This is a genomic window from Allobosea sp. FW305-C-101, assembly GCF_058783685.1.
On sequence record NZ_JBYSYT010000003.1, the window covers coordinates 262,191 to 277,246 of the forward strand.

The window sequence follows — 15,056 nt, forward strand, 5'->3', positions numbered from 1 at the left end:
GTGCGCGAGCTGATCATCGACTCCTTCGCCGGCGGCGGCGGCGCTTCGACGGGTATCGAGATGGCGCTCGGCCGCTCGCCCGATATCGCGGTGAACCACGACCGGCTGGCGCTGGCCATGCACCGGGCGAACCATCCGCAGACCAAGCACATGCTGCAGGACGTCGCCACGGTCGACGCTGTCGGCATGTGCGCCGGGCAGCCGATCGGCATGCTGTGGATGTCACCGGACTGCACCGACCATTCCAAGGCCAAGGGCGCGGCGCCGCGGCGCGACGGCGACCGGACCACGCGCGGGATCGGCTGGGCCATCTTCGGATGGGTCAAGGCCTTGCCGAAATGGCAGATGCCGCGCGTGATCTTCCTCGAAAACGTCGAGGAATATGTTCACTGGGGGCCGCTGCTGCCGAACGGGAAGCGCTGCCCCGACCGCAAGGGCGAGACCTTCAAGGCCTTCGTCGAGGCTTGGCGCGCGCTCGGTTACAGAAAGATCGAATGGCAGGAGCGGCGCGCCTGGTGGTCAGGCTCGGCCACGATCCGCAAGCGCCTGTTCATGATCATGCGCCGCGACAACGAGCCGATCGTCTGGCCGAAGCGGCGCTATGGCGACCCGAACGACAAGGCCGATGCTCCCCTGATCGCGTCGGGCGCGCTGCAGCGCTGGCCGGTCGTCGCCGACTGCATCGACTTCTCGCTGCCGATCCCCTCGATCTTCGACACGTCGGCCGAGATCAAGGCGAAGCTCGGCCTCGTCGCCAAGCGGCCCCTCGCCGACAATACCGAGGCGCGGATCGCCAAGGGCGTGAAAAAGCGCGTGCTCGATCGCCGGCCCTTCATCGTCAAGGTCAACCATACCGGCCGCGATGAGGCGCGCGACCGCGCGATCGACGAGCCGCTCTCGGCGATGACGGCCAAGCGCGACGATGCGATCGTGATGCCCTTCGTCACCTATGCGCAGCAGGGCGGCGGCAACCGCGACGCGGACGCGCCGGCCCATACCTTCACGGCCTCGGCGAAGGATCAGAATGCGATCGTCGCGCCGGTCTTCGTCGGATGTGGCGGGCGTGCCGGGCAATCGGAACCGCGCGCCGGCGACGAGCCCGCCCTGACGCAGACGGCCAAGGCGGATCTCTGCATCGTCGCGCCGCTGATGGTGCCGCGCCTGCAGGCCAAGCCCGGCGACGAGCCGCGCTCGCGCAGCGCGGATGCGCCGGCGGCGACCGTCACCGTCAGGGATGCGCTGCCCGGCCACCTGGTCGCGCCCTATCTCGTGCCACGGTATGGCGAGCGGCCCGGCCAAGAGCCGCGCAACCTCGCCGTAGACCAGCCTGGGCCGACGCCGGTCCCGACCGGAAATGAGGGCTCGCTCGTCGCCGTCTCGATCTGCCGCGACTTCGGGTGCTCGGTCGGTTCCGGCGCCGATGAGCCTGTCGGCGCCATCACAGCGGGCGGCGGCGGCAAGGCTTCGCTCGTCGGCGTCCACATGATGACGATGCGCAATTCCGACGCGCCGGATTCCCCGCTGGATCGTCCTGCGCGGACCTTCGTGGCCGATGGGGCTGCGGAAACCATGGTCGCGGCGTCGTTCATGGCGCAGCACTCGGCCGGCACGCACCCGGGCCAGCCCTCGAAATCGATCGAGGAGCCGCTCTCGACGCTGACCGTGCGCGGGACGCAACAGAACGTCGTCTCCGTTTCGATGCTGACGATGCGCGGCAGCGAGCGGCGCACGGCGGCGGCCGACGACCCGATGCGGACGGATTCCGCCTCCGGCCAGCATCATGCCCTCGTCGGCATGCCGCTGATGACGGCCTATTACGGTTCCGACGAGGTCGGCGCCTCGGTCGATGCGCCCGGCCGGACGGACACGGCCAAGGCGCGATTCGGCCTCGTCGAGGCGCTTGCGGGCATCCCGCCCTTCTCGGTCGAGCATGAGGCCAAGGCCCGCAAGGTGGCGGAGCTGCTGCGCCGGCATGGCTGCTGGGATGGTGGCGAGTTCATCACGAAGGAGATCGACGGCGTGCCGATCGTCCTGGCGGACCTGTGTCTGCGCATGCTGACGCCGCGCGAGCGCTACAACGCCAACGGCTTCCCCCTCACCTACATCATCGACCACGGCATCGACGCGGACGGTTCGACCATCCGCTTCACGCTGGAGCAGCAGGGGCACATGTGCGGCAACGCCGTATGTCCTTCCGAGGCGCGCGAGCTCGTCGCGGCGAATTATCGCCCGCGCGAGCGCCAGCGGCCCGGCAAGCCCGGCGAAGCCCTGCCGTTCTTTCTGGAGGCGGCGGAGTGATGGCCGCGCTTCCCATTGAACGCCTATCGACGACGGTTCGCGAGGATGGCGTAATCCATCATGACGCTCGCGTCCTCAGTTGGGCCGAGGCTGACGCGAAGGCCGGACGCAAGCTGGACCGCCGCCGTCTTTGGGCGTTCGTCGACGGCCAGCTGTGCCGTCTCGTTCAGTGGTCGGGGATTTGCAGCGGCTGCAGCTACGACACCGATTACGGATCTCAGAAAGGCGGCGGCTGCCAGGAGTGCGGCTATCACGGCGTCGTGCGCAATGCGCAATGGGTCGAGGACGAACTATTTCCCGGCCGAGGTGATGAATGAGCGCGGCCCTGCTCGGCTTGGCGCTCAAGGCCAAGCTGCATTCCCAGACGCGGAAGATGGTGCTGATCAAGCTCGTCGACTGCTGCCATGAAGACGGCACGCGGATCTATCCGTCGCTCGCGACGATCGCGGAGGATGCCGAATGCTCGGTGCCGACCGCGCGCCGCGTGATGCAGAGCTTCGTGCGCGTCGGCCTGCTGCGCCTGGTCAAGGAAGGCGGCTCCGGCGCCAAATCCACCAACCATTACGAGATGGATATCGACCTGTTGGCGCGGCTGCGGCGGCCGGAATACTGGCCCGCTCTGGAGGCTGCATCGGTGCATCAGCCCCTGCCCGATTCCGACGAAGACGACGACGCTAACCATGCGTCAGACGCAGGGCGCGAGCGGCCTGCCGAGCCCGTAAATAAGGGTATCACGGTGGAAGGGTATCACAGTGATAGCCTTCCAAATCAGGGGGAAGGGTATCATCAGGGTGATACCCAACCCCTTAGTAAAACCCCTTACTCTGAGAGAGAGGGTGCGCGAGAGCGCGAGAGCACGCCAGCGAGCAAGGGCGAGCCTGAGCGCAGGCCCACAGCCAGCCTCGACGATTTCCGCAAAGCCTATCCCCATGCCGGCGCTGACGACCAAGCGGCGCTTGCCTCGGCCTGGGAGGGCGTGCCCTTCACTGAGCGATGGGCGGCGATCGAGGGCATTCCCGGCTTCGTCGCCGAGCGGAAGGCGGCAGGCTTCACGAGCCGGCTCTCCGGCCCGAAATACCTCTCCGGATTCAACTGGCGCCATGTGCCGAAGCAGGCTGCCGAGCGGGCTGCGAAGCAGGCGGCAGGCGCATTCTCCGAGGTCAAGGGCTGGTCGCGGGAATGGTGGCTGATGCTGCATCACCGCATCGCCGAGGGTGCCAGGCAGCGCATCGGGTTCATGCTGCAGATGGCAGATGGCGGGAAATCGATATCGGTCTCGGCCGGCGACCTCGCCGCGGCTGCGGCCCGAATCGGCGAGCTTAAGCCCTTCCTCTGCCATGGGCGGGAAATCGACGCGTGGCGCCCCTGGCTGGCCGAGCGCGGCGCCCGCATCCCGGTCTTCGCCGAGAACAGCAGCTTCCGCGTGTTCCTGCCGAGTGAGACGCCGCCCTCTGATGGTCATGGAGATGTTGATGTCCGGTTCTGAGGCGGCGAAGATCCTTGCTCGTCAGGACAAGGCTGCGCGTGCCGCTGCCCGCAAGGCGAAGCAGGAACGGCAGGAGGCGCGCGAGGCTGAAGAGCGGGCCGCGATCGAGGCCAAGCAGCAGCAACTCGTGGCCGAGGCCAAAGCCGCGCGCGAGGCTGGTGCGATCCCCAACGATCCGCCTGAGCGGAAATGGAGGCCGAAGGGCAAGGCCGGCAAGGCGCCTGTGCTCGGCGAGCGCGTGGTCGACGATCCCTATGCGCCTGGGCAGAAGATGGTGGCGGTTACGAACCTTGCCGAGCATCCGCTTGAGATGATGCTCGCTCGACGACGTCTCGATCGTCCGCTGTACGAGGCCGGTGTCCGCTTTCGTCGCATCTATGAGGCAGCTGTGATTGGGCCGGGTCGCGGCATCGATCCGCGTCATATCAAGGTGGATGGCGGCAAGATGGGTGATCCGCTTTCCGATTCCGTTGTGCATGCGCAGTTCGAGCTGAAGCGGCTGGCGCAGCATCTCGGTCCCATCGCCGAGCGCATCGTCTCTGCTGTTGCGGGTCAGGGCGTCACGATCTCCGAATTGGCCGAGCGCTGGCCGGGACCGGAGGCCAGCAGGCAGAAGCTCGACTATCTCGGCATGCGCCTGAAGGAGGCGCTCGATCTGTTGGCCGAGGAAGTCTGGGGCGCGAAAGGCCCTGATCGGGGCCGTATCGTCGGATCGCATGACATAGGCAGCGGCATCGTGGATGCGCAGGCGGTCGAGGTCGCGAACCAAACCTATCTGAGGAAGCGTGGAATTGCGCTCTGATATCCACCGATCCGATATCAGTTGACCGTTGACTACTGCGCAGTTGCGTGGCCTCAAATAGATATCAGCACGAATCGCGCCCGGAGCCGCCACACGGCCTCCGGGCGTTGTCGTTGAGGGGTGTACGTGGGACGTCTCAAGGCGCTGCCGTCGAGGGTGTCCAGCCTCCCTCCCCGTATCTCTGTGCCCGTCAAGATCGCTGATCCATTCTACGAGTCGACGGCGTGGCGTGCCCTGGTCCATGCGATCAAGATTCAGCGTGGTTACGTCTGCGAAGTGCCTACCTGCAGGAAGGACTGCAGCGGCAACCATCGCGGCCTGATCGGTGACCACATCGTCGAGCGCAGCGACGGCGGCGCCGACCTCGACCCGTCCAACATCATGTTGATGTGCACGGCCTGCCACAACCGGAAGACGGCGCGCGAGCGCGGTCGACGCGGGCAGCGGGCCGTCTGACCCGCGACCAGGGGGGGGTGGTCGAAAGTCTGGGGCCGATAGGAGCCCCGCACCGGCTGTGGTGTCATTCGGAGTTTTTTTTCTTGGTCGACGGAATTTCCAACGGCGGAAAGAAAGAATCGAAGGCGGGCCGAAAGGCCTTCGTGCCGGATGACGAGCAGCGCGCGATCGTGCGGCGAATGGCATCGGAGCGCCTCGGCCATCCCGTCATCGCCGAGGCGATCGGCATCAGCGTGCCGACCCTGCGAAAGGTCTTCGTCGAGGAGTTGAAGGACCGTCTCTCCGGCGGCAATCTCTTCGCAGCAGCGGCAGAGGAGATGCCTAAACCGCAGCCGGTGCCTGCCAAACCGAAGCGCGCCGGAAGCGGGGGGCGCAAGGTCTACCATCCGGAGCGGGCCGACCGCGAGAAAGTCGCGGTACTCGTCTCTTCCGGCCTGACCATCGATCAGATTGCTCGCGCTATAGGCCTATCGGAGCCGACATTGCGACGCGCGTTCAAGGATGAGCTTGAAACCGGCGCCATTCGAAGGCGGGCCGACATGCTGGTCGCGCTGCATCGGACGGCACTGAAGGGCAACGTCGCTGCGCAAAGGGAAGCTCTAGCGATCATGGACCGCGCCCGCTTGGAGAAACTGCAGGACGAGGTTCGCGGCAAGTCGGCGGGCAAGCCCGAAACGCCCTCGACCGACCCGGTCGGGAAGAAAGAGCAGGCGCAGCTCGATGCCCATGGCGTCGTGACACGCGGCCCCTGGTCTGAGCTGGTTCGTCCTAAGCGCGCCTGATGTCGTATCACTTCGCACAACCGGGCTGGGAGAGCACTCTCCTCGCCGGTCACTCGCTCGTCCCGCATCTCCCGCTCGATGAGATGGAAGCGGACCGCGCTGCTGCCATCTTTGATCGGCTGCACCTTCCCGATGTTCCGGGGCAGCCCACGCTTGGCGAGGCTGTCGGGGATTGGTTCCGCGACGTCGTGCGCGCGGTGTTCGGCTCGATCGACGCGGACACCGGTATCCGCCAGGTGCCAGGCGTCTTCCTACTGGTGCCGAAGAAAAATTCGAAGACGACGAACGGCGCCGGCCTCATGTTAACGGCGTTGCTCATGAACGAGCGCCCGAACGCGGCATTCGCGCTCTTCGGGCCGACGCAGGAGATCGCGGAGCTCGCCTTTGCCGCGGTATCCGGCATGGTCGCGGCCGACAAGGATCTCGATACCCTGCTGCACGTCCGGGACCACCTCAAGATGGTGGTCAACCGCGTCACCGGCGCCACGCTCAAGGTGATGACCTTCGATATGAAGGTCGCCACAGGAGGTAAGTTCGCGGGTTGGCTGCTCGATGAGCTGCATCTGCTCGGCAAGGTCGCCTACACCTCGCGCGTCATCGGGCAGTTGCGCGGAGCCCGAGCGGCGATCAAGGAAGCCTTCGGAATCATCATCACGACGCAGTCGGACGAGCCGCCCGCAGGCGCCTTTAAGGCCGAGCTCGAATATGCCCGCGGTGTTCGTGATGGTCGCATTCAGAACACCACGGTCCTCCCGGTTCTCTACGAGTTCCCCGAGGCGATGCAGACCGATGGCGCCAAGCCGTGGCGCGAGGTCGAGAACTGGGCGCGGGTGCTGCCTAATCTCGGCCGAAGCATCTCGCTTCCGGTACTGGTGCAAGATTACGCGACCGCCCGCGAGATGGGCGACGAGGAAGAGCGGCGCTGGGCATCGCAGCATCTGAATATTCAGATCGGCCTTGCCTTACACAGCAACCGCTGGGAAGGCGCCGACCATTGGGAAGGCGCCGGCAGGGCGGCTGCGACCCTCGAATTCATCCTGGCCGAGTGCGAGGTCTGCACGGTTGGGATCGACGGCGGCGGGCTCGACGATCTTCTCGGTCTCGCCGTGCTCGGCCGACACCGGAAGACGAAGCGCTGGTATCACTGGGGTCATGCCTGGGCAGATCGTGGCGTGCTCCTTCTGCGCAAGGAAATCGCGCCGCGGCTCCTCGATTTCGAGCAGCAGGGCGATCTCACGCTCGTCGATATCCGCGAAACGGCGGACGGCGCCAATGCGGACGTTGCGGGCGTCGCCGAGGTCGTCGAGCGCATCCACAAGGCCGGCCTTCTGCCGGAGAAGGCCGGTATTGGCGTTGATGCGGTCGGGATCGCCGCGATTGTCGACGAACTGACGCTCCGGGAGATCCCCGACGACTGCATCGCGGCAGTTCCGCAGGGCTATCGCCTCTCCGGCGTCATCAAAGGCGCTGCTCGCAAGCTGAAGGATGGAACATTGAAGCACGGAGCCCGCCCCATGATGGCTTGGTGCGTCAGCAACTGCCGTTCTGAATTGAAGGGCTCCGCCGTGCTGGTCACGAAGCAAGCCTCCGGCACGGCGAAGATCGACCCGGTCATCGGGCTCTACAACGCATTCGACCTGATGAGCCGCAATCCGCAAGCAAGCGGGGTCAATATGTCGGTCTACGAAATCATAGCACGCCGTGCGGCTGGGGCTGCAGCATGACTTGGTTCGGCCGCCTTTTGGCGCGGTTCTCCGGGTTCGGCAATCAGCCGACCACTTCGCGCATAATCTCGACCGGCCGCACCTCTGCCGGCGTGTATGTCGATGCCGATACGGCCCTGAAGAACGCAACCGTCTGGGCCTGCGTCCAGTACCTCACCCGGGCGGTAGCGCAGCTGCCCTGGCACGTGATGGTGAAGACGGCGGGCAATGCCGAGGTCGGGAGCACGCACCCGGTCGATTGGCTCCTGAGCAAGCGGCCATGCGCCGATTACGGCTCATTCGCCTGGCGCCAGTCCATGCTGGGCATGGCCCTTCTGCGGGGCAATGCCTATGCCGAGATCGAGCGCGACGCGCGCGGTATGCCCTATGCCATTTGGCCGATCCACCCAGAGCGAGTTGCTGTGCGCCGGGCTGTGAGCGGCGAACTCGAATACGAGGTCTGGAACAGCGGGGGCAACGTTGTGCTGCCTGCGCGCGACATGTTCCATATCCGGGGTTTCGGCGACGGACCAGTCGGCTACGGCGTAGTCGAATATGCCGCGCAGTCGATCGGATGGGCGCAGGCGACAGAACTCTTCGGATCGACCTATTTCGGAGAGGGAATGAACGTTTCCTCGGTGATCGAAGTCCCGCCAAGCATCAAGCTTTCGCCGGAGGCGAAGGCAATCATGCAGAGGGACCTGGAGGCCCTCTACAAAGGCCCCCGAGGCAAACGCACCTTCATCGCCGACGGCGGGATGACGCTGAAGAAACTCGGCTCTGATCCCGACGACGGGCAGTTCATCGAGACGCGCCAGCACCAGGTCGAGGAAATCTGTCGCTGGTTCGGCACGCCGCCTCACAAGGTCATGCATCTCCTGCGCGCGACCTTCTCCAACATCGAGCATCAGTCGATCGAAGTCGTGGTGGATTCCGTCACGCCTTGGGTCCGCGTGTTTGAAGAGGAGGCTGACTACAAGCTTTTCGGCGACCGGAACCGGCAAGGGTTCTATACGAAAATGAGCCTGCAGGCGCTGATGCGCGGCGACAATGTCAGCCGCATCGCCTTCTACAAGGGGCTGATGGAACTTGGCGTTCCGCTGAACCGGATCCTCGCGCTTGAGGACATGAACGGCATCGGTCCGGACGGCGAAGTCTCCTTCGTCTCGCAAAACGTGCAGACGCTCCGCCGCGCGATCGAGGGTGTGCCCTCCCCGTTGCCGACGACTGCCTCAGCCGGAGCCAATCCGGACGGCGGCGAGGCGCCTGTCGATCCAACCGACCCCGCCAACTCGGCCACGCGCCGGCCCGACTGAAGGATAGCTCGCATGGGCTCCGGTTTCTCCATCAAGGCCCGCGGCAAGCGCGAGGCCGACATCCTAATCTATGAGGATGTCGGCGAAGGGTGGTTCGGCGGCGTAACGGCGAAGCAATTCTCCGAAGACCTTGCAGCGGTCGGCAGTGTCGATGTGCTCAATCTGCGCATCTCGTCGCTGGGCGGCGACGTCAACACCGGCCTTGCGATCTATCGCCGCCTTGTCGATCACCCGGCTAGGGTCATCACCCATATCGACGGCTGGGCCGCCTCGATCGCCTCCGTCATCGCAATGGCTGGCAACGAGATCCGCATCGCCGAAGCCGGGGCAGTGATGATCCATAACGCCTGGGGGGCGGCGGCGGGTGATGCCGAGGCCTTCCGATCGATGGCGGATCGGCTCGACGCGAATACGGCAGCTATCGCCGATGTCTATGTGTCCAGGACGCCCAACGGCATCGAAAAGGTTCGTGACTGGATGCGCTCCGAGACTTGGTTCTACGGGCAGGAAGCTGTTGATGCCGGCTTTGCGGAAACCGTCGTCGCGAACTTGAAGGTTGCGGCTCGATACGATCCGTCTCGGCATGTCTTCCGCAATGCGCCGGCAACGCTTGGCGAGCGTCCAAACTCCTCTGCGTTCCGGCAGCGTCTGGCTCAAATGCAGGCGACCCTGACGCGCTCGCGCGTCTGACCCCTCCGAGGGGCATCCCGCCCCGAAGACAGTGCCATCCGGCACGGCCCACCTGCCCGCCTCCGGCGGGCTTTTTCATGAGGAAATGAAGAGCATGCTGAAGCACCTGTTTGTGCCGGCAAGCGTCCTGGCCGTGCTGGCCTCCGGCGCTCCGGTCTATGGCCACATCGCCGCGCGCGACGATGCCACCATCACTGCGGCCCGGGAGCGCCAGCAGGCGCTGATGGAGTCCTCGACGGCGATCCTTGCTCGCGCCGAGTCGGAAAGCCGCGACCTGACGGACGCCGAGCGCACCGAGGTCGACGGCCTTGCAGCCGAATTCGATGGGCTGGAGCGCGATATCGGCTTGAGGGAGCGGGTGGCGGCCCAGAACGCTCTACTCACCTCACCGCGCGGACGGGCCACCGAGCCCGATCCGATCGAGGGTGACGATCCGCAGGCCCTGCGCAATGCCGCGCCGCAGCCGAACCAGCAGCGCCAGGTCGCACCCAGGGCTCCCGCGCAGCCCCGCGCCACCGCTGGCGGCAATGGTGGCTTCCGCCATCTCGGCGATTTCGCCAACTCGGTTCGCCTGGCCTCGATGCGCGCTGGCGGAGATCTCGACGCCCGCCTGCGCAATGCCGCTCCGACCACCTACGGCAACGAAGGCGCCGGTGCTGACGGCGGATTTCTCGTGCCGCCGGATTTCCGCAACGAGATTCTGTCGAAGGTTTTCGGCGAGGATAGCCTGCTTGCGCGCACCGATCGCATGCAGTCGTCGAGCAACACATTGACGCTGCCCACGGACGAGACCACGCCCTGGCAGACTTCGGGCGGCATCCAGTCTTACTGGACGGCGGAAGCGGGTGTGAAGGGTCAGTCCAAGCCGGCGCTCGGGGAGACGACCCTGAAGCTGCACACGCTCGCCACGCTCGTCCCGGTCACGGAGGAGCTGCTCGAGGACGCCCCGGCCATGGGGGCCTATCTGAGCCGGAAAGTGCCGGAGAAGATGGACTTCAAGGTGTCCGATGCCATCGTGCGCGGAACCGGCGTCGGGATGCCGCTCGGCTTCCTCAATGCTCCTTCGCTGGTCACCGTCTCGAAGGAATCGGGCCAGTCGGCGGATACGGTCAACGTCCAGAACCTCGCCAATATGTGGGGTCGGCTGCCCGCGAACTCCCGCCGCAATGCCGCCTGGCTCATGCACTCGGATGTCGAATCCAAGCTGCCGCTGATGACGCTCGCCAATCAGCCGGTCTATCTCCCGCCAGGCGGTGTGTCGGGCGCGATGTACGGCACCCTCTGGGGTCGGCCGGTCATTCCGCACGAGGTCGCCGCGCAGATCGGCGACGTCGGCGATGTCATGCTGGTCGATCTCAGTCAGTACCTCACCGCGACGAAGACCGGCAACGGGCGCGACGCCAACGGCATCCGCTCCGATGTATCGATCCATCTCTGGTTCGATCAGGACATGGTTGCCTACCGGTTCACCATGCGGATCGCAGGCCAGCCCTGGTGGGCGGCACCGATCTCCCCGCGCGACGGTGCCAGCACGAAGTCGCCCTTCGTCGTCCTCGAGGCGCGCTGATCACGACCGCCGGCGCTTCCCGCGCCGGTGGTCTGCCGCGACTTGAGCCGCCAACTCCTGCCCCGATTCATCGCTCTGAAGGAGCTTCGTCATGAACCTGAATGCCAATCTCACCGAGCAGGTGAAGATCGTGGAGGGCCTGCTCGGCGTCGTGCCCTCGACCTCGGTCCCCCGCTATATTTCGCTCAAGAACTTCGAGCGGGTGCTCGTGCTGGTTTCCGTGAAGAACGCCACGACCGTCACCGGCTCGGCGATCACGCTGAAGCAGGCGACCTCCGTCGGTGGCAGTGGCGAGAAGCCGCTGGGATTCTCGAAGGCACTCCGGAATCTCGACACGGCCGCCGCCGACGCGCTGGCCGAGTTCGCGGTGGCGAGCAACACCTTCACCACCGACAACACCAACTCCAAGAACCTGATGTACGCGATCGAGGTCAAGGCCGAGGATCTCGACGTCAACGGCGGCTTTGATTGCATCCGCGCCGGTACCGGCGACGCGACCGCGGCGACCGTGACGGTCACCTACCTGCTTTTCGGCGCGAAGACGAAAGGCGCCCTCGCCGCCCTGCCCGCCATCGTCAACTGAGCACTGCGCGCCGCCAGCCTGATGGGCTGGCGGCTGCTGCTCCAGCAATCAGGAGTACATCCTCGTGAACAAGATCCGTTTCCTGAGCGATCAGGTCTATGACACCGGCGGGCGCGGCAAGGGTCCACGCTTCGAGGCCGGCTCGAGCCTGACCCTCTCCGGCGTTTCGAAAGCGCTTGGACATGGTGTCAGCAAGGACTGGGCCGAGGGCTTCCTGCATCGTTGGGTGAAGCGCAGCGTGGCTGTCGATATCACCAATGAGACGCCTGCCGAGCGTAAGGCGGCCGAAGCTGCCTTCGATACGGGGCGTCAGGATGCCCTGGACGCCCAGCAGCGTGTCGAGGATTTGCTCGCGCTCGCCAGCGAGAAAGGCGTGCAGATCGCGGACGGCGCGACCGAGGATCAGATCCTCACTGCGCTCAAGGAAGCCGGTATCGAGGCGCCGCAGGCCTGATATGCCTCGCATCGTCGTCATAGACGCGCCTCAGCCCATCATGACTGCAGCCGAAGCGCGGGCGGGCTTGCCCGCGCTCGGTGAGCTATCTGATGAGGTAATCAACGTTCTGGTCGCCGCGGCGACCGAAGAACTCGATGGCCCGACAGGTTGGCTCGGCCGAGCCATCGGGATGCAGTTGATCGAGCTCCAAATGCCAGCGTTCCCGGCATGCGGCGCCATCAGTCTTCCTCTTCCGCCCATCGTTGAAGTCGAGTCGATCGGCTACCGCGATTCCACTGGCGCAGCCGTCGAGCTCCAACACTCCGATTATTGGGTTTCTGCAAGTCGCGTATGCCCCGCGGCGCACTGGCCTTCGGGGGGAGACGTCCGTGTGAGATATCGGGCCGGGTACGAAGACATACCGAGCCGGATCAAGGTTGCCGTTCAGCTCCGCGTTGGCGAGATGGCCACGCAACTTGGCCGCGACGCAGCCTTGAAAAAGGAAGTCGTCGAGGGTGTCGGCTCCTTCGAATTCGACGTCGGTGGTAACGACAAGCCGTCCGCGACGAGCCGCGCCGTCGAGACCCTGCTCGGCGGCCTCCGCGTGATGACCATCTGATGACCCCGGCTCAAGCCGTTGCCGCGCTCGACCGGCAGATCGCCGCGCATGGAACGCCGGCGCTGCTGCGCCGATACGTGCCAGCGTCGGACACGGCGATAGACTTGCCTCTTCGCGCATTCGTGCGGGGGCTTTCGCCCGATCAGATCGTCGGCGGCGTCAAGGCGACCGATAGCAAGTTCATCCTCTCGCCCACCGCTTTGACCTCACCGGCTTGGCCCGGAGCGGCCGGCGGCGAGCGGGTCCCGACTGCGGGAGACTTTCTGATCGTTGGTGGTGCCGAGCGGAAGATCGAGATTGTGCAGCCGGTGCTCATGGGCGGCGAGGCTGTCCGCTTCGACGGCATTATTCTGGGGCTCGCCTGATGGCTCGGCTCAACACGTTTTCCCGCGAACTGAAGCTGCATGTCGATGGCGCGCTGTCGCCGGAGGCGCGCAAGGGCCTGATCGCGGACGCGGCTGCGCAGGCTCTCGCCGAAGCGCAGGCGCAGAACCGCGAAATCCTCGGTGTTGTGCCGGGCTACGAGCAGATCGTCGACCGCGTCCGCGGCGCTCCGTTTTCAGCAGTGAACCCTGATCGCGGCGTGATCGTCATCGAGTTCGATATCAGGCTCGACGTCTTCGATTACATCGGTCGCCTGCTCGTGGAGCATTCGCCTGTCCTGACCGGCAGATATCAGGATTCCCATCAGCTCTACGCCGACGGCGCGCCCGTCAGCAAATTCGACCCGTCTGTACAGGCTGACGAGTGGGTTTTCCTCTCGACGGTGCCCTACGCCCGCAAGATCGAGCGCGGCCAGTCAGACCAGGCCCCGGACGGGGTCTATCAGGCAGTCGCGGTCATGGCATCGCGCCGCTTCGGCAATATCGCTTTGGTCAAATTCACCTATCGCAGCCTGTTGAACGGGCGCGGCAAGGAAGGGCAAGGCGATCGTCAGCCGGCCATCGTGGTGAGGTTGCTCTGATGGCCAGTCCGCAGGTTCTGGCAGCCGTGAAGGCATTCCTCGCCGCCGAGTTCGATGATGCGGCAGTCTACTTCCCGAATGAGCCCGTACCCAAGGCGGCGCCGTTTGTGGCGGTCCAGTTTCCGGTTGCGACGGAGGAACAAGCCTCCTTTGGCGCGCCAGGTGGAAATGTCTTTCGCGAGGAAGGCGCCATCCGCTTCGTCATCGTGGTGCGGGCTGGTTCCGGGACTGAGAAACTAGGAAGCATCGCACTGTCCCTGCGCATCCTCATGCGAAACGCCCGCTTTGAGGGTGTCCGCTGCTACGCGCCCTCGTCGCCTGTCTATGACGACCGGAACGATGACGCGGGCAACTTCAAGGCGGCGTTCGCCGTCCCCTACGACTTCGACACCTTCGCCTGACCCTCCCTACATCGCAGGAGATCGACCATGCCCTTCGCATCCGGCAGCGAGGTTCGCGTTGCCTATGTCGCCGAAACCGCGTTCGACACCACACCCGCGACGCCCAGCTTCAAGACCGCGCGCGTGACGACGGGCGGGCTGCGGACCAACAAGCAGACCGGCACGTCCGATGAGCGGCAGGCCGATCGCAACGTCCGCGACGAGTTCCTGCTGGGCCTCGGTGCCGGCGGGAACTATGCCGCGGAACTCAGCTACGGCACGTTCGACGATTGGCTCGAAGCCCTGCTCTGCGGAACCTGGGCGAGCGACGTGCTGAAGAACGGCGGCGTTCGCCGTAGCTTCACGATCGAGGAGACGCTCGAGCTCGGCGCCACGGATAGCTTTTCGCGCTTCACCGGTGCGGTCCTGGGCGGAGGCAGTCTCTCGCTCACGGCGCGGGAGAAAGCCGCTCTCAGCTTCGATTGGCTGGCGCGCAAGGAAACGCTGGCGACCGCCATCATCGCCGGTGCCACCTATACGGCGCCGAACACCAACGAGATCCTGACGGCATCGAAATCGGTGGCGGCGCTCACTGTCGCCGGCAGCTCTGCGAAGGTTCGCTCGCTGACCCTGGCCGTCGCCAACAACCTGCGGGAGCGTCCCGAGGTTGGCACCCTGTACAGCAACGAGTTCGGCATCGGCCGCTTCGATCTTACCGGGACGATCGAGGCCTATTTCGAGTCGAACGCGCTCTACCAGTCGGTGCTCGATCACGGGTCCGGCGCTCTGAGCTTCGCGATCGGCAATACCGCCAATCAGAAGTACACCATCCTCCTGCCGAAGATCCGCTTCGGCGATGGCGAGCGTCGCGTCGGCGGCAATAACGACGACGTCATGGTCTCGATCCCGTATCGAGCGCTCTACGACACCACCGAGGCTTGCTCGATCAAGATCACGCGAAACGTGGCCTGATC

At 65.3% G+C, this 15,056-nt stretch carries 17 protein-coding genes; all 17 read left to right on the top strand.

Annotated elements, in window-relative coordinates:
- The 17 genes from AC3WMA_RS15910 (at position 1) to AC3WMA_RS15990 (ending at position 15,054) form a co-directional block, all read left to right on the top strand.
- Entirely contained in the window at positions 1 to 2,298 is a 2,298-nt protein-coding gene (locus AC3WMA_RS15910; RefSeq protein ID WP_492286342.1) for a DNA cytosine methyltransferase, read from the top strand.
- On the top strand, positions 2,298 to 2,615 hold the full coding sequence (locus tag AC3WMA_RS15915; protein ID WP_492286343.1) for a hypothetical protein: 318 nt from the start codon (positions 2,298 to 2,300) through the stop codon (positions 2,613 to 2,615). Before AC3WMA_RS15910 ends, AC3WMA_RS15915 begins: the two co-directional genes overlap by 1 nt.
- A complete protein-coding gene (locus AC3WMA_RS15920; RefSeq protein WP_492286344.1) occupies positions 2,612 to 3,784 on the top strand; it encodes a helix-turn-helix domain-containing protein in 1,173 nt (390 codons plus the stop codon). Before AC3WMA_RS15915 ends, AC3WMA_RS15920 begins: the two co-directional genes overlap by 4 nt.
- Complete coding sequence (locus AC3WMA_RS15925; protein ID WP_492286345.1) at positions 3,753 to 4,586, top strand: hypothetical protein; 834 nt, start codon at positions 3,753 to 3,755, stop codon at positions 4,584 to 4,586. Before AC3WMA_RS15920 ends, AC3WMA_RS15925 begins: the two co-directional genes overlap by 32 nt.
- Positions 4,587 to 4,712: 126 nt before the next feature.
- Positions 4,713 to 5,042 carry an HNH endonuclease signature motif containing protein gene (locus AC3WMA_RS15930; RefSeq protein WP_492286346.1) on the top strand — a complete coding sequence of 110 codons (330 nt, stop codon included), beginning with the start codon at positions 4,713 to 4,715 and terminating at the stop codon, positions 5,040 to 5,042.
- Between the two features lie 83 nt (positions 5,043 to 5,125).
- Entirely contained in the window at positions 5,126 to 5,824 is a 699-nt protein-coding gene (locus AC3WMA_RS15935) for a helix-turn-helix domain-containing protein (protein WP_492286347.1), read from the top strand.
- Positions 5,824 to 7,548, top strand: a complete 1,725-nt coding sequence (locus AC3WMA_RS15940) for a terminase large subunit (RefSeq protein WP_492286348.1) — start codon at positions 5,824 to 5,826, stop codon at positions 7,546 to 7,548. The genes AC3WMA_RS15935 and AC3WMA_RS15940 overlap by 1 nt, the downstream gene beginning before the upstream one ends.
- Positions 7,545 to 8,843 (top strand): phage portal protein, encoded by a 1,299-nt coding sequence (locus AC3WMA_RS15945; protein WP_492286349.1) that lies wholly within the window; start codon positions 7,545 to 7,547, stop codon positions 8,841 to 8,843. The genes AC3WMA_RS15940 and AC3WMA_RS15945 overlap by 4 nt, the downstream gene beginning before the upstream one ends.
- Positions 8,844 to 8,855: 12 nt before the next feature.
- On the top strand, positions 8,856 to 9,533 hold the full coding sequence (locus AC3WMA_RS15950) for a head maturation protease, ClpP-related (RefSeq protein ID WP_492286350.1): 678 nt from the start codon (positions 8,856 to 8,858) through the stop codon (positions 9,531 to 9,533).
- A 94-nt stretch (positions 9,534 to 9,627) separates the two neighbouring features.
- Positions 9,628 to 11,100 carry a phage major capsid protein gene (locus tag AC3WMA_RS15955; RefSeq protein WP_492286351.1) on the top strand — a complete coding sequence of 491 codons (1,473 nt, stop codon included), beginning with the start codon at positions 9,628 to 9,630 and terminating at the stop codon, positions 11,098 to 11,100.
- A 91-nt stretch (positions 11,101 to 11,191) separates the two neighbouring features.
- Positions 11,192 to 11,683 (top strand): hypothetical protein, encoded by a 492-nt coding sequence (locus AC3WMA_RS15960; RefSeq protein ID WP_492286352.1) that lies wholly within the window; start codon positions 11,192 to 11,194, stop codon positions 11,681 to 11,683.
- Between the two features lie 64 nt (positions 11,684 to 11,747).
- Positions 11,748 to 12,137, top strand: coding sequence for a hypothetical protein (locus tag AC3WMA_RS15965; RefSeq protein WP_492286353.1), 390 nt, complete (start codon positions 11,748 to 11,750; stop codon positions 12,135 to 12,137).
- A 1-nt stretch (position 12,138) separates the two neighbouring features.
- A complete protein-coding gene (locus tag AC3WMA_RS15970; RefSeq protein WP_492286354.1) occupies positions 12,139 to 12,738 on the top strand; it encodes a hypothetical protein in 600 nt (199 codons plus the stop codon).
- Positions 12,738 to 13,103: a hypothetical protein gene (locus tag AC3WMA_RS15975; RefSeq protein WP_492286355.1), complete on the top strand. Its 366-nt coding sequence runs from the start codon at positions 12,738 to 12,740 to the stop codon at positions 13,101 to 13,103. Before AC3WMA_RS15970 ends, AC3WMA_RS15975 begins: the two co-directional genes overlap by 1 nt.
- Positions 13,103 to 13,702, top strand: a complete 600-nt coding sequence (locus AC3WMA_RS15980) for a hypothetical protein (protein WP_492286356.1) — start codon at positions 13,103 to 13,105, stop codon at positions 13,700 to 13,702. The genes AC3WMA_RS15975 and AC3WMA_RS15980 overlap by 1 nt, the downstream gene beginning before the upstream one ends.
- Positions 13,702 to 14,103, top strand: coding sequence for a hypothetical protein (locus AC3WMA_RS15985; protein ID WP_492286357.1), 402 nt, complete (start codon positions 13,702 to 13,704; stop codon positions 14,101 to 14,103). The genes AC3WMA_RS15980 and AC3WMA_RS15985 overlap by 1 nt, the downstream gene beginning before the upstream one ends.
- Before the next feature lie 27 nt (positions 14,104 to 14,130).
- On the top strand, positions 14,131 to 15,054 hold the full coding sequence (locus AC3WMA_RS15990; RefSeq protein ID WP_492286358.1) for a phage tail tube protein: 924 nt from the start codon (positions 14,131 to 14,133) through the stop codon (positions 15,052 to 15,054).
- The last annotated feature ends 2 nt before the right edge of the window (positions 15,055 to 15,056 follow it).

What these genes read in the sequence shown, in the direction of transcription:
- AC3WMA_RS15960 (WP_492286352.1), top strand. Translation starts at nt 11,192, where the DNA reads ATGAACCTGAATGCCAATCTCACCGAGCAGGTGAAGATCGTGGAGGGC.
- AC3WMA_RS15985 (WP_492286357.1), top strand. Translation starts at nt 13,702, where the DNA reads ATGGCCAGTCCGCAGGTTCTGGCAGCCGTGAAGGCATTCCTCGCCGCC.
- AC3WMA_RS15915 (WP_492286343.1), top strand. Translation starts at nt 2,298, where the DNA reads ATGGCCGCGCTTCCCATTGAACGCCTATCGACGACGGTTCGCGAGGAT.
- AC3WMA_RS15975 (WP_492286355.1), top strand. Translation starts at nt 12,738, where the DNA reads ATGACCCCGGCTCAAGCCGTTGCCGCGCTCGACCGGCAGATCGCCGCG.
- AC3WMA_RS15980 (WP_492286356.1), top strand. Translation starts at nt 13,103, where the DNA reads ATGGCTCGGCTCAACACGTTTTCCCGCGAACTGAAGCTGCATGTCGAT.
- AC3WMA_RS15950 (WP_492286350.1), top strand. Translation starts at nt 8,856, where the DNA reads ATGGGCTCCGGTTTCTCCATCAAGGCCCGCGGCAAGCGCGAGGCCGAC.
- AC3WMA_RS15925 (WP_492286345.1), top strand. Translation starts at nt 3,753, where the DNA reads ATGGTCATGGAGATGTTGATGTCCGGTTCTGAGGCGGCGAAGATCCTT.
- AC3WMA_RS15955 (WP_492286351.1), top strand. Translation starts at nt 9,628, where the DNA reads ATGCTGAAGCACCTGTTTGTGCCGGCAAGCGTCCTGGCCGTGCTGGCC.
- AC3WMA_RS15940 (WP_492286348.1), top strand. Translation starts at nt 5,824, where the DNA reads ATGTCGTATCACTTCGCACAACCGGGCTGGGAGAGCACTCTCCTCGCC.
- AC3WMA_RS15970 (WP_492286354.1), top strand. Translation starts at nt 12,139, where the DNA reads ATGCCTCGCATCGTCGTCATAGACGCGCCTCAGCCCATCATGACTGCA.
- AC3WMA_RS15920 (WP_492286344.1), top strand. Translation starts at nt 2,612, where the DNA reads ATGAGCGCGGCCCTGCTCGGCTTGGCGCTCAAGGCCAAGCTGCATTCC.
- AC3WMA_RS15990 (WP_492286358.1), top strand. Translation starts at nt 14,131, where the DNA reads ATGCCCTTCGCATCCGGCAGCGAGGTTCGCGTTGCCTATGTCGCCGAA.
- AC3WMA_RS15945 (WP_492286349.1), top strand. Translation starts at nt 7,545, where the DNA reads ATGACTTGGTTCGGCCGCCTTTTGGCGCGGTTCTCCGGGTTCGGCAAT.